This is a genomic window from Actinomyces sp. MRS3W, from assembly GCF_032465695.1.
GTDB lineage: Bacteria > Actinomycetota > Actinomycetes > Actinomycetales > Actinomycetaceae > Actinomyces.
The window spans coordinates 1-14,045 of record NZ_JAWDJJ010000314.1 but is presented as its reverse complement, the minus strand read 5'-3'; the positions used below and the strand labels follow the sequence as shown (position 1 = coordinate 14,045).

General features: G+C 67.5%; 11 protein-coding genes. 4 read left to right on the top strand and 7 right to left on the bottom strand.

What is annotated here, in order from left to right; genetic code table 11:
• Window positions 1–473 precede the first annotated feature (473 nt).
• From RWX45_RS11885 to RWX45_RS11870, 4 genes are all read left to right on the top strand, one after another.
• Window positions 474–1,673, top strand: coding sequence for a Gfo/Idh/MocA family oxidoreductase (locus RWX45_RS11885; RefSeq protein WP_316023929.1), 1,200 nt, complete (start codon window positions 474–476; stop codon window positions 1,671–1,673).
• Window positions 1,674–1,731: 58 nt separating this feature from the next.
• Window positions 1,732–2,730 carry a sugar phosphate isomerase/epimerase gene (locus RWX45_RS11880; protein WP_316023928.1) on the top strand — a complete coding sequence of 333 codons (999 nt, stop codon included), beginning with the start codon at window positions 1,732–1,734 and terminating at the stop codon, window positions 2,728–2,730.
• Between the two features lie 261 nt (window positions 2,731–2,991).
• Window positions 2,992–5,046 (top strand): phosphate acetyltransferase, encoded by a 2,055-nt coding sequence (gene pta / locus RWX45_RS11875; protein ID WP_316023927.1) that lies wholly within the window; start codon window positions 2,992–2,994, stop codon window positions 5,044–5,046.
• 39 nt (window positions 5,047–5,085) lie between these two features.
• On the top strand, window positions 5,086–6,270 hold the full coding sequence (locus RWX45_RS11870) for an acetate kinase (protein ID WP_316023926.1): 1,185 nt from the start codon (window positions 5,086–5,088) through the stop codon (window positions 6,268–6,270).
• An 18-nt stretch (window positions 6,271–6,288) separates the two neighbouring features.
• Here RWX45_RS11870 and RWX45_RS11865 read toward each other — a convergent pair whose 3' ends face one another.
• The 7 genes from RWX45_RS11865 to RWX45_RS11835 form a co-directional block, all read right to left on the bottom strand.
• Window positions 6,289–6,843 (bottom strand): ribonuclease H, encoded by a 555-nt coding sequence (locus RWX45_RS11865; protein WP_316023925.1) that lies wholly within the window; start codon window positions 6,841–6,843, stop codon window positions 6,289–6,291.
• 109 nt (window positions 6,844–6,952) lie between these two features.
• The gene (locus tag RWX45_RS11860) at window positions 6,953–7,219 is read right to left on the bottom strand and encodes an HPr family phosphocarrier protein (protein ID WP_316023924.1); all 267 of its coding nucleotides are present in this window, start codon (window positions 7,217–7,219) and stop codon (window positions 6,953–6,955) included.
• 156 nt (window positions 7,220–7,375) lie between these two features.
• The gene (locus RWX45_RS11855) at window positions 7,376–8,752 is read right to left on the bottom strand and encodes a sugar ABC transporter substrate-binding protein (protein ID WP_316023923.1); all 1,377 of its coding nucleotides are present in this window, start codon (window positions 8,750–8,752) and stop codon (window positions 7,376–7,378) included.
• An 8-nt stretch (window positions 8,753–8,760) separates the two neighbouring features.
• A complete protein-coding gene (locus RWX45_RS11850; protein WP_316023922.1) occupies window positions 8,761–9,708 on the bottom strand; it encodes a carbohydrate ABC transporter permease in 948 nt (315 codons plus the stop codon).
• 17 nt (window positions 9,709–9,725) lie between these two features.
• Window positions 9,726–10,634: a sugar ABC transporter permease gene (locus tag RWX45_RS11845; protein WP_316023921.1), complete on the bottom strand. Its 909-nt coding sequence runs from the start codon at window positions 10,632–10,634 to the stop codon at window positions 9,726–9,728.
• Between the two features lie 102 nt (window positions 10,635–10,736).
• Window positions 10,737–12,920 (bottom strand): alpha-galactosidase, encoded by a 2,184-nt coding sequence (locus tag RWX45_RS11840; protein ID WP_316023920.1) that lies wholly within the window; start codon window positions 12,918–12,920, stop codon window positions 10,737–10,739.
• A 606-nt stretch (window positions 12,921–13,526) separates the two neighbouring features.
• On the bottom strand, window positions 13,527–14,045 hold a 519-nt coding region (locus RWX45_RS11835; RefSeq protein ID WP_316023919.1), incomplete at its 5' end, for an IMP dehydrogenase.

Genomic DNA, 14,045 nt, shown 5'->3' with positions numbered 1-14,045 from the left:
GCCCCACATCCCGACCCGGCCAGCCTCAAGGTGCTTGCACCACCGCGAACCAACAACGTACCGACAGCCGTCAGCACCGACCCGTCCCTCGCACGAGCTGCCACCGCGCCCGAAACTCACCCGCAGGGTGGGACGCCCACCCAGGCACGAAATGCCCAACTTGTGTCATGGAGCCGTAGCCTGGAGGAAACGCCCTTGGGCGGCAGTCGTCCGGCGCTGCCGCAGTGGCGGATGCGATCGACCGCTGACGGGAGAACACCGGTTCCTTCGTGCTGGTACCGAGTCGACCGGCGGCCCGTCGACCTGGCAGGGAAAGCGTCGTGACTCTGCTGGTGCCATAGAAGATTGTCCGGACCAACTTTGGATCACAGGCACTGTCCCCTTGACCTCCGCCCCACCCGGGGTTCATACTAGCGCCAACAATTCACGCGCGTGAACTGCTTTGCTTCCACCGTCAACGAGGACAGGACATCATGACCACCAAGTCGCTCTCAGTCGCCGTCATCGGCGCCGGTATGGCCGGCACCACCCACGCCAATGCCTGGCGCCAGGTTGGCACCGTCTACGACCTGGGCCTGCCCAAGGTCCGTCTGGCCGCCATCGCCGACGCCTACGAGCCCTTCGCCAAGGACGCCGCCGAACGCTACGGATACGAGAAAGCCGTCACCGACTGGCGCGACGTCGCCGACGATCCCAACATCGACATTGTCTCCATCGTGGTCGGCAACGCGCTGCACCGCGAAATCGCCGAGGCCATGATCCGCGCCGGCAAACACGTGCTGTGCGAGAAGCCTCTGGCCGACACATTGGAGAACGCCAAGGCCATGGCCGAGGCCGAGAAGGCGGCCGGCACCGTCACCTCCGTCGGCTTCACCTACCGCCGCAACGCCGCCGTCGCCGAGATCGCCAAGCTGGTCAAGGAGGGCCACCTCGGGGAGATCAACCACTTCGAGGGCCGGTACTGGTGCGATTACGGCGTCGATCCCAACACACCCATGGCCTGGCGCTACTCTGGTCCCATGGGCTCCGGCGCGCTGGGAGACGTCGGCAGCCACCTCATCGACACCGCCGAAACCATCTGCGGACCGCTCGTGTCCGTCTCCGGCGGCGCCATGATGACCTCCATCAAGCAGCGCCCCGTCGCCAAGGGCCACGTCACCCGCGGCACCGCCCTGGACGCCGAAAACGTGGAGATGGCTGACGTCACCAATGACGACGTCGCCACCTTCACCGGTCACTTCGCCAGCGGCGCGGTGGGCACCTTCTCCTGCTCGCGGGTGGCCTGGAACATGCCCAACGCGATGATGCTCGACGTGCTCGGCTCCAAGGGCCGCGCCTCCTGGGACCTGGCCCGCTGCGGCGAGATCAAGATCGACGACGCGGGCTCCCCCGCCGGCCTGGGCGGTGCCCGCCAGGTGCTTGTCAACCCGACCTTCCCCTACTTCGCGCGCGGCTCCTCCATGGCCTTCGGCGGGGTGGGACTAACCCAGATCGAGCAGTTCACCTACCAGGCCTATGCCTTCCTCCAGCAGGTCGCCGGTGTCACCGACGGCGCCCTGCCGCCCTGCGCCACCTTCGCCGACGGCTACCGTGAAATGCTTATTGCCGACGCCGTAGCCACCTCCGCCGCCAACGGCGGCGCCGCCGTCGATGTCACCGAGTTCAACCGCTGAGACCGGCGGCCCTTGACACTATCCACTCAACACTCACTCACCACAAGGAGAACACATCATGGCACTCAACTACGGCGCCTACACCGCCTGCCTCGGCGACCGTCCCCTGGAAGCCGCCCTCGACGTCCTCAAGGAAGCCGGTCTGACCGGCGCCGAGGTCAACGTCGGCGGGTTCATCCCCTCCCCCCACTGCCCCGTCGATGCCCTGCTCGCCTCCCAGGCGGCTCGCGAGGACTACCTCGGCATCTTCGCCGAGCGTGGCATGCGCCTGTCGGGTCTCAACACCTCCGGCAACCCCACCTCGCCGCTGCCTAATGAGGGGCTCAAACACGCCGAGGACATCCGCAACGCCATCAAGCTCGCCGGCCTGCTCGGCGTTGGCGAGATCGTCACCATGTCCGGAACGCCCGGCACGGACCCGACGGCGAAGTACCCCACCTGGGTCGTCAACCCGTGGAACGGCATCGACCTGGAGATCCTCGACTACCAGTGGAGCGTCGTCGTGCCCTTCTTCAAGGAGATTGACGCCCTGGCCCGGGACAACGACGTGCAGGTCTGCCTGGAGCTGCACCCGCGCAACCTGGTGTTCAACATTCCCGCCTTCGAGCGCCTGGTTGAGGAGACCGGGGCCACGAACATCAAGGTGAATATGGATCCCTCGCACCTGTTCTGGCAGCAGATGGACCCGATCGCCGCCACCAAGCGGCTGGGCAACCTCGTCGGTCACGTGCACGCCAAGGACACCAAGATCTTCCCCGGCGTCGCCTACCGCGGCGTGCTCGACACCGACTTCGGGCACGTGGCCGCCGACGCCGAGAACAAGACTCCCACCGCCTACGGCTACTGGTGCTCGTCCTGGCCGCAGGATCCCGCCTGGCGGTTCGTCGCCTTCGGACTCGGACACGACACCGACTACTGGGCCGAGTTCCTGCGCGCCATCGCCGAAGTCAACCCGGACATGAATGTCAACATCGAGCACGAGGACGCCGAGTACGGCAACGTCGAGGGTCTCAAGCTCTCGGCGGCCAACCTGCTCCAGGCCGCTGCCAAGCTCTGAGGGGCAACCGAGAATCCGCTCTGCGACGTGCCTAGGGCGGGTGGGAGAGACGGGCCACGGATCAGCCGCCGTGGCCCGTCTTTCCCACCTGTGTTGCTCCCGACCACGGCGCAGGGTGACCAAAAAGTCGAACAAAAGCGCCCGCCAACCGTGTCTGCGGCCCACATGCGCCCGCCGGTTAGGGCAGACTTGAGTCCGATGCGCTACGGCCGCCCGCGGCGCACCCCACTCGACGCCGAGCAGTGAAAAGGACTCTTAACCGTGGCGCGCAGCATTTACATCGCCTCCCCCAATGCCTCCACCGGCAAATCGACCGTGGCACTCGGCCTGGTCGCCTCCCTGACCAAGGTCGTGGCGAAGGTGGGGGTTTTCCGCCCCTTCGTCGCCTCACGCGAAAACGAGCCCTTCCTCGACCTGCTCCTGCGCCGCTGCGGCTCCACCACCCCCGCCGAGCAGTGCATCGGCGTCACCTGGGACGAGTTCCACGCCGACCCCGAGGAAGCGCTCTCCCGCATCGTCGCCGCCTACCGGGCGGTCGCCCGCGACCACGACGCCGTCATCATTGACGGCTCGGACTTCTCCGACGTCGCCGGCAACCCTGAGCTGGCCCTCAACGCCCGCGTTGCCGCCAATATCGGCGTCCCCGTACTGCTGGTCGTCTCCGGCCAGGGCGATCCCGAGGACGTGCGCGGCAGCGCCGAGGTCTCCATGGCGGAGATCGCCGACAACCATGCCCGCACCGTCGCCGTGGTCGCCAACAAGTGCCCTGCGGACACGCGCTCGGCCGTCGCCGCCGCGCTGGCGGGTCTGGACGGCGTGACAACGACGACTCTGCCCGAGGTGCCCCTGCTCGGCGCACCGTCGGTACGCGAGGTGCTCACCGCCGTCGAGGGCACCCTCATCTCCGGCGACGAGGCCCTGCTCGACCGCGAGGCCGAGGGCGTCCTCATCGCCGCCATGGATGTCTCCCACGTGCTTGAGCGTCTCAACGAGGGGCAGGTCGTCATCGTCCCGGCCGACCGCTCCGCGGCTCTTATCTCCCTGGCGGCCGCCCAGGCCTCCACAGGCTTCCCGAACCTGTCCGGGCTGGTGCTCAACGGCGGCTTCGACGTGGCTCCCCACGCCCTGCGTCTCATCAAGGGACTGCGACTGCCGCTGCCGGTCATGACCTCCCCGCTAGACACCTTCGCCGCCGCTTCGGTGGCCGGCTCCCTGCAGGGAGAACTGGGCCGGGCCTCCGCCCGCAAGCTCGACATCGCCGTCACCACCTTCGAGCAAGAGGCCGACGTCGACGGCCTGCTGGCGGCCCTGGAGGTGGAGCCGAGCGAAGTGGTCACCCCCATCATGTTCCAGGCCGAGCTGATTGAGCGTTCCCGGGCGGATCGCAAGACGATCGTGCTCCCGGAGCCGGACGACGACCGCATCCTGCGGGCGGCCGACGTCATCGCCCGCCGCGGCATCGCGGACCTCATTCTGCTGGGTGACGAGACCACGGTCCGGGCACGCGCCGCCGAGCTGGGGCTGGACATCTCCGCGGCCCGCGTCATCGCCACCGACGACCCCGAGCTGAGCGAGAAATACGCCGCCGAGTTCGCCCGCCTGCGCGCCAAGAAGGGCGTCACCCTGGAGCAGGCCCGCGAGCAGGTTCAGGATGTGTCCTACTTCGGCACCATGATGGTGCACATGGGCGACGCCGACGGCATGGTCTCCGGGGCGGCCCACACCACCGCGCACACGATCGTGCCCTCCTTCCAGATCATTAAGACCAAGCCGGGCACCTCCATCGTGTCCTCGGTGTTCCTCATGCTGCTGGAGGACCGGGTCCTCGTCTACGGCGACTGTGCGGTCAACCCCGACCCAACCGCCGAGCAGCTGGCGGACATCGCCATATCCTCCGCTGAGACCGCCCGCCAGTTCGGCGTGGACCCGCGCGTGGCCATGCTGTCCTTCTCCACCGGCACATCCGGCAAGGGCGCCGACGTCGACAAGGTGCGCGAGGCCACCGAGATCGTGCGGGAGAAGGCACCCGCACTCGCCGTCGAGGGGCCGATTCAGTACGACGCCGCCATTGACCCGACCGTCGCCGCCAAGAAGGCCCCCGGCTCGGAGGTGGCCGGCCGCGCCAATGTCTTCATCTTCCCCGACCTGTCCAGCGGCAATATCGGCTACAAGGCGGTGCAGCGCTCCTCCGGCGCCGTGGCCATCGGCCCGGTCCTCCAGGGCCTGAACAAGCCGGTCAACGATCTGTCCCGCGGCGCGCTGGTGGAAGATATCGTCAACACCGTGGCCATCACGGCCGTCCAGGCGCAGGCCTGAATCGCTCGTCCCCGTCCCCGAACAATCGAAAGGCTCATTGTGACCACCCGGACCGTCCTCGTCATCAACTCCGGCTCCTCCTCCATCAAGTACCAGCTCGTCGACCCCGATTCCGGGCAGTCCCTGGCCTCAGGGCTGGTTGAGCGCATCGGTGAGGAGACCGGCACGATCATCCACCGGCACGCCGGTGAGAAGACCGAGATCAACGAGCCGGTCGCCGACCACGGCTATGGCCTATCGGAGGTGCTGCGCCTTTTCGATGAGAAGGGCCCGACCCTGTCCGAGGCGAATATCGTCGCCGTCGGGCACCGGGTGGTTCAGGGTGGCCGTTACTTCTCCGGCCCCGCGCTTGTCGACGACGAGGTGATCGGCAAGATCAGTGAGCTGGTCCCGCTCGGGCCGCTGCACAACCCCGCCCACCTCAAGGGCATCGAGGTGGGCCTGGAGCTGCTGTCCGACGTGCCGCACGTGGCCGTCTTCGACACCGCCTTCTTCCAGGACCTGCCGGAGGAGGCGGCCCGCTACGGCCTCAAGCGCGAGGTCGCGGACAAGTACTCCATCCGCCGCTACGGCGCGCACGGCACCAGCCACCAGTTCGTCTCCGGTGAGGTCTCTCGAATGCTGGGCCGCGATGACCTCAAGCAGGTCGTCCTGCACCTGGGCAACGGGGCCTCCGCCTCCGCCGTGGTTGCGGGCCGCGCCGTGGACACCTCCATGGGGCTCACCCCCCTGGAGGGCCTGGTCATGGGCGGGCGGACCGGCGACATCGACCCGGCGGCCGTCTTCCACCTGGCGCGCGTGGCCGGCATGAGCGTGGACGAGATCGACCACCTGTTCAACCGGGAGTCCGGCATGCGGGGGCTGGCCGGAGACAACGACATGCGTCAGGTGTGGAAGCGCATCGACGCCGGCGAGCAGGACGCCCGCGACGCCATGGACATCTACCTGCACCGTCTGGTCAAGTACGTGGGTGCCTACACGGCCGTCATGGGCGGACTGGATGCGCTCACCTTCACCGCCGGTATTGGCGAGAACGACGCCCGGCTGCGGGCTGAGCTGGTCGAGCGCCTGGGCTTCATGGGTATGCAGCTCGACGCCGACGCCAACGCCGTCCGCTCCGGCCAGGGGCGCGTCGTATCCACCGATGACTCTGCTATCGCCGTGCTCGTCTACCCCACCAACGAGGAGCTGGCCATCGCCCGCCAGGCGATGACGCTCATCTGATCCTCGCTCGACTCGGCGTCAAAAGAGCGTGCGCTCGTCCTCCTGAGTGAAGGACTGCGGCGTGTCGGACGACGCCGAGTCGGCCGTCACTGCCGCGCCCACTCGAGTCCACCCGGGCCCGGAGGGCACGCTCGTGCCCCGCTGGTAGGCGGTGGCAGCGGCGCGGGCACGCTGGTCGGCGGCCTCATTCATGGGGTGGCCGACATGCCCGCGCACCCACTCAAAGCGCACGTGACGCCCACGCATGGCCGCGTCCAGCTCCTTCATGAGGTCATCATTGAGAACCGGCTTCCCATCGGCCTTGCGCCAGCCGCGCCGACGCCAACCGTGAATCCACTTGGTCAGGGAATTAATGACGTACTGGGAATCCGCCTGAATGAGCAGCTCCTCGCCGGCCAGGCCCGCCTGCGCCGTCGCCCGCAGCAGCTCCAGCACGGCGGTGAGCTCGCCACGATTGTTGGTGGAGTTCTCCCAACCGCCCGCGGCCCAGCAGCCGTCGTCTACGTACCAGGCCCATCCGGCCGGTCCGGGGTTTCCCAGGGCGGATCCGTCCGCCGCAGCAATAATCGTCATGGGCGCACCCTACCGGCAACCGCATGAACAAACGCGCCACCTGCACGCCCGCCCCAAAGGGGCGGACCACAGGTGGCGCGTCGCCGCCACTCGAGGCGGCGCAGGTATGTCAGGCGTCGAGGTCGGTCTCGAGGAGCGCCTTGAGCTCCTCCAGCGCGCCGTCGGCGCCGTCGGCGTCGGAGGCGAGAGTGACGACGTCACCGAAGCCGGCGCCGAGCGTCATGACGCCGAGGATCGAGGAGGCGTCCACAGGGGAGCCGCCCTCCTTAGCGATGGTGACGGGGACACCCTTCTCAGCAACGGCCTTGACGAAGGTGGCAGCGGGACGAGCGTGGAGGCCAACCTTGGAGGCGATTGTGGCGGTGACCTGGGCCATATGTACTCCTTCGAGAGAATCGGAACCGGCGCTCGTAGTGCAGGGACTGCACCTGCGCGCCGATACGAACCAGCACGATGACTGATGTCGGGTTCACACTACCCGACTTCGTCGCCGCGTGGCTGGGAATGTCGCGACGAACATCCCGCTATCGGCTCACGAGCCGTGCGCCGACGTCTCGAAGAGCAGATTGACCTGGTCGTTGTAGTCCGTCAGCGTGGACGCCGGAACTCGATCCACCCACACCGCATCAACCGCCGGGGAGATGATCGCGTTGACATCGGCACCGAAGTAGGTCAGTGGGAAGAAGAAGGTCTGTCCGCCCTCCTCCAGGTGCACCGTGAACGGCTCAGTCGATAAACCCGTCTCTTCGAACACCTCGATGGCTTTCTCGGTGGAGGAGGAGATCGCCGGGAAGACGATGCCGTAAGAGGCAACGATATCCTGTGCCTCGGCGGTGCCCAGGAAGGCCACCCACTGGGAAGCCGCCTCGACCTTGTCGGAGTCCTTGACCACCGAGTCTCCCAGGCCATTGAACAGGGAAGCGCGGTTACCGTTCGGCCCGATCGGGGTGGGCGCAATGCCCACGTTGATGTCCAGACCGGCGAAGGTGTTGAACATCCACGCCCCGTGAATGGCCAGCGCAACCGAGCCGGAGCCGAGTTGAATGTCCGTGCTCGTGGCGTCGGAGAAGGCGCCATTGGGGTTGAGATAGCCCTTGTCCACCAGCCCGAAGTACCAGTCGAGCGTGCGGTGGAAGTCCTCCTCGTCGTAGCGGTAGTGGGTGCCCCAGGTCTCCTCATCCGTGTAGTGCCAGTCCCCCACCGTGGAGGTGAAGGGGCTCCACTGAGTCTGACCGTCGTTGGATCCGGAGTCCTGGATGCCCAGGCCGTAAACGGCCACATGCTTGGGATCGAAGCCCTCCTCATCGCCACGCACACCATTGCGGTCGACGCTGAGCCGGGCAAGGATGCGCTCGAATGTGCCGCCGTCGTCCGGATTCCACTGGCAGGTCTGAATCTCCTCCTCGGAGATGCCCGCCTGGGCGAGCATGTCCTGGTTGTAGAACATGGCCACGGTGTCCCAGTCCTTGGGGCAGCCGTACTGGTGACCGTCCTCGCCCTTCCACAGATCCAGCAGTCCCTCCTGGAAGGCGGACTCGTCGACGCCGGACCAGGCCTTCTGTTCCTCCAGGGGCACCAGCACGTCAAGGTCCACGAACTGGGCGAACTTCGTGATGTGGTCGACGAAGACGTCCGGGCCGGTGCCGGCGATGAACCCGGCCGTCAGCTTGGTCCAGTAGTCGTCCCAGCCGACCTGGGTGATATTGACGGTAATGCCGGTCTTCTCTTTGAAGAGGTCCGCACAGGCCTGGTAGGCGGGCTCCTGACTGGCATCCCACAGCCAGTAGTCGATGGTGTTGGAGGAAGACTGGCCGTCACCTTTGGAGCAGGCAGCCAGCGTGAGTGCGGTGGCACCGGCGAGGGTGCCGGTGAGCAGGCCCCGCCTGGTGAGCATGAGTTCGCGGTTCATCTCGTTCCTCACTTGATTCCGGTGAAGCCAATGGAGTTGACGATGCGCTTGGCGAAGGCCATGAACAACAGCAGCATCGGGAGAGCGGCCACCAGTGTGGCGGCCATGAGGCCGGACCAGTCCGTGCCGGAAGTGGGCGCCTGGGACCGGAAGACGGCCACCGCCACGGTGAGCACCCGCGAGGAGTCCGTGTAGGACACCAGCAACGGCCAGAAGTAGTCGTTCCAGGCGGTGATGTAGGTGATGATCGCCAGGGTGCTGATCGGCGCGCTGGCCATCGGCAAAATGAGCTGGAAGAAGACGCGGATCTTGGAGGCGCCGTCGAGCAGGGCGGCCTCCTCCAGTTCGCGGGGGATGTTCATGAAGAACTGGCGCAGGAAGAACACCGCGAAGGGTGTCATGAACATGGTGGGCAGGGCCACGCCCAACAGGTTGTCGATGAGCCCGATCTGCTTGACCAGCACGAAGTTGGGCAGCAGCGTGAAGATCGACGGCACCATGAGGGCCGCCAGGAACAGGGTGAACACGGCGTCCCGCCCGCGCCAGCGCAGGCGTGCGAAGGAATAGGCGGCCATAGCGGAGAAGAACACCTGTCCCACTGTCACCAAGGTGGCCACGATGACGGAGTTGCGCAGGTAGATCCAGAAGTTCATGGAGGCGCCGGAGCCGCCGTCGGCCAGGGCCTCTTCGGTGGACTGCATGCCAAATACACGGGCGAAGCCGCGCAGGTTGATGTCGACCGGCAGGATGGAGGTCGGGTCGGAGGTGATCCCCGCGTTGGAGGACAGCGCGGTGCGCAGCACCCAGTAGAACGGCAGGATCGTGATGATCATGATCAGGGCCATGAAGATCCAGGCAAAAACCCGGCCGACCGAGATGCCGTTCTTGCCGGAGCGCCTGGGCGCGGCCTCGGGGCTCGCACTGGCTGCGGGGGCGGTGGTGGTCAGAGTACTCATTGGTTCGTCGTCTCCCCTCAGTCCAGGTCCGTCTCGCCCGCACGGGTCATGCGGTACTGGAGAATCGTGATCGCGGCCAGGACGATGAGCAGCCCCACCGCCATGGCGGAGGCGTAGCCGAACTGGAAGCGGCCGAAGGCCATGTCGTAGATGTAGTACTGGAGCACGCGGCTGGCATTAACCGGGCCACCCTGCGTGGTCACCGAGACGGTGTCGAAGACCTGGAAGGAGCCGATCATCGTCATGATGAGCACCAGCGCCAAAATGGGGCGCAGCAGCGGAACCGTGATTTTCCAGAACATGGTCCACTCGCTGGCACCGTCCATCTTGCCGGCCTCATAGACCGTGTTCGGGATGGACTGCAGTCCGGCGAAGATGAGCAGGGCCGTGTAGCCCATGTGGCGCCAGACGTTGATCATGGCGATGGTGGGGATGGCCAGGGCGGAGGAGAAGAAGTTGACGCTCTCTCCGGTGATGGCGGAGATGATCTCGTTCGAGATGCCCAGGGTGTTGTCCAGGATCCACAGCCAGAGCATGGCGACGACCACGTTGGACACCAGGTACGGGGTGAGCACGATCGAGCGTACAAAGGTCGACTGGGTGAGCCGCTGCATGAGCACGGCGATGACGAGGGCCAGCACCGTCTGCGCGCCGATATTGATAATGACGTACTCCAGCGTCACCTTCACGGCGTTCCAGAAGATGGAGTCGCCGATCATGCGCTGGTAGTTCGCCAGCCCGGTGAACTGCTCCGGGGTCAGCAGGTTGTATTCGGTGAAGGACAGCCAGATGCCCCGGATGAGGGGCCAGATGTAGAAGGCGACCAGACCGATGCCGGCAGGAATGATGAAGGCAATGCCGAGTGCACGGTCATCCTTCGGTTTCCTGCGCAACACCGGTGAGGCCGCGGCGGTCGCTGTGGACATGGGCGGTGCTCCGTTCCGGGCGATGGGATGGATCGGGAAATCGGGTTGGTTGGGCCCGGGTATCCGCGTGTTGTGGTCAGCGGGTGCCCGGGGCGGTGGGGCTCAGACGGCGGTGACGCGCACGAGCAGCATGTGGTCGGGGTGGATGACGGGCAGCGACAGCCCGGTCGTGGTCAGGTACGAGCCCGGCAGGACGACGCCCTCGGGGCGAGTCCAGGCGGCCTCGTACGTGTGTCCCTCGTAGACGGGAGCAGCCAGCTGCACGCGGTAGGTGCGCTGCGGGTCGAGGCCGGGCAGGGGTCGCGGCGCCCCGGGCCACGTGAGCGCCTGCCCCAGGCTGGTCAGCCCGAACAGGGCATCGGAGCCGTCGGGGGCCACGACGCCCTGGATGTGCACGGCGTCGTCCTCGTCGACGTCGGCGTGGACCACCGTGCCCGTGTGCAGCAGCGGGCGCAGCTGCTTGTGCAGGGCGATGAGCTCGGCCAGCCCCTGCTTGTCGGCGTCGGTGGCGGACAGCAGATCCCACTCCACGCCCATGTGCCCCCACAGGGCGGTGGCCGCCCGGAAGGAGATATCGAGGCTGCGCAGTGTGGTGTGGTCGCGTCCGGAGCCCACGTGGGTACCCACGAGCTCGGGCGGTAGCAGGGTCATGGTGCCGCGGTTGATATTCGCACGGTCGTGGGCGTCGTTGCAGTCGGAGGTCCACACGCGCTGGGTGTGTTCGATGATGCCCAGATCAATGCGACCGCCACCCCCGCAGCAGGACTCGATCTCCAGCCCCGGGAAGCGCTCGTGCAGGGTATCCATGAGCCGGTAGAGCGCGAGTGTCTGCTCGTGCACGGCCGGGGCGCCGTAGCGGGTGCCGAGTTCGGCGTTGGGGACCATGTGGCCGGCGGCGAGCACCGTGGAGTTGTGGTCCCACTTGATGTAGGCGATGTCGAGCCGCTCCACCAGGTCGCTCATCGCGCCCAGCAGGTAGTCCCAGGCGCCCGGGGCGGTGAGGTCGAGAACTCGCTGGTTGCGGTGCTCAACAGCGCCGCCGGCTCCGTCGGAGAGGATCCAGTCGGGGTGGGCGCGGGCGAGGTCAGAGTCAACGTTGATCATCTCCGGCTCGAACCACAGTCCCAGTTCCATGCCGAGGGCGTGGACGTGCTCAGCCAGCGGCTCCAACCCCATGGGCCAGACCTCCTGTGAGACCTGCCAGTCCCCCAAGCCGGAGGTGTCATCCCGGCGGGAACCGAACCAGCCGTCGTCGACGACGAAGCGCTCAATGCCGATGGCGGCGGCCTCGTCGGCCAGGGCCTTGAGGGTGTCGAGGTCGTGGTTGAAGTAGACGGCCTCCCAGATGTTGAGCAGGACGGGGCGGGGGCGGGAGGGATAGGAGGGCAGAGAGCGCACGTGGGCGTGTGAGCGGGCGGCCAGTGCGTCCAGACCCTCGCCCCAGGCGCCGACGACCCACGGGGAGGTGTAGCTCTGGCCCGAGCCGAGCACGACCTCGCCGGGCTGGAGGAGCTCCCCCGCCCCGAGCAGCCGGTAGCCCTGGACCGGATGGGAGGCCAGGGCGCGGGTATTGCCGGACCAGGCGAGGTGGACGGCGTGGACACGGCCGCGGCGCCAACCGAAGCCGGGGGTGCCAGCGGCGAGCCAGGTGACGGCGTCGTGCCCCGGACGCCCCTCCCAGGACTCGCGCAGCCGCGTGCCGGGGGTGAAGGGGGTGCGCACGAGCTGGCGCTCGAAGGCGTGGTGGCCGGTCATATCCAGCAGCTCGGTGGCGTCGGATGGGACCGGCAGCATGGGGGTGAGCTCGTCGATGTTGACGGGCGCAGCGTCGGGGCCAGCGGTATTGGTTGCCTCGGCGCGCAATCGCAGCAGGCCGGTGGGCTCCAGCCGCAGCACGGTGGTGAGCTTGATCCCGTGGACAGGATCGGAGGCGGTGGAGGTCACGACGTCGGCCGTCCCGCCGGGGGCGGCGACGGCCTCGAGTGTGTGGGACACGGACTCGGGGTGGACGGAGAAGGCCGAACCGTCGACTCGGTGGAGCAGGACGGCGGGGCGGGCCGACCAGCCCAGGTGCGGCAGTGGCAGGACCGGCACAGCCGGCGTCGTCCACGTCTGGTTGGTACCGGTGGTCATGTTCTGTGCGATGCCAACGTCGGCGAGCGCCTGTTCGCTCAGCTCCCCCAGGTCCTCGCCCCAGTGGCGGACGACGGGGTGACGGTCGGGAAGCAGCTCCAGGACGAGCGAGGTGCCGCCGCGACGCAGGTGGACGATGCGGGAATGGGGCACGGCGTCTCCTTTGACATGACTGGGATGACGAACGGGTGTGTGGCGTGCCCCGTGGGGTGGCCGCTGCGGCGCGGCTCCGGGGCATCGAGATTATTTTATAGTCGAAAAAATTGGTGACGTCAACGCCGCCCCGCGGCCGAGCGGCCCCGACGCTGCCCAGCGCTCCCGATCCGGCCGAGCGGTCCCGATCCGGCCGAGCGGTCCCGATCCGGCCGAGCGTTCCTGACGCTGCCCAGCGCCCCCGACCCGGCCGACCGCCCGTGTCCGCGGGCCGGATTGTCGGAATTGGTTACTAACGAGCCCGCAACCGCATATCGTGTTTCACAGATCGTTGGAATGACGCTGTTTCTCCGCGCGGCCTTGGGGCGCTTGGCGGCGTTTGTCACCAATTGCGACAGTGTTGGCCCGCCGGATCGGCAGCACCGCCCTTGAGCACGCGGGAAAACCCGCCATCGGCGCCCATCCGGACTACCCGGCCGACGCCGCCCTCGAGCACGCGGGATAGCCGGCGAAAACGTTCCTCCGCCCCCGACAACGCACCCCCAGAGCACGTGTTCGGCGGCTGGCCACCGTGCTCGACGGCTACCCCGCGTGCTCGCCAGTCGGTCAGCTCGGGTCGTAGGGAGCGACGACAATCCCGACCCGCTGCAGCTCCTTGACGTCGGCGTAGCCGGTCGTGGCCAGCGTGCGGCGCAATGCGCCCATGAGGTTGAGAGTGCCGTCGGCCCGATCTGAAGGGCCGACAAGAATCTGCTCCATGGTGCCGACCGTCCCCACGTAACTGCGATAGCCACGGGGCAGCCGCTCGTGGCGGGCCTCCGCACCCCAGTGGTAGCCGCCGCCGGGTGCCTCCTGGGCGCGGGCGAGGGCCGCCCCGAGCATGACGGCGTCGGCGCCGCAGGCGACGGCCTTGACAACGTCGCCGGAGTTGCCGACCGAGCCGTCGGCGATGACGTGCACGTACCGGCCACCGGACTCGTCCAGATAGTCGCGGCGTGCCGCGGCGACGTCGGCGACGGCGGTGGCCATGGGCATGTGCAGGCCGAGGACCTGCCGCACCGAGGAGGAGGCGCCGCCGCCCTGGCCAACGAGGACGCCCGCTGCTCCGGTGCGCATGAGGTGGAG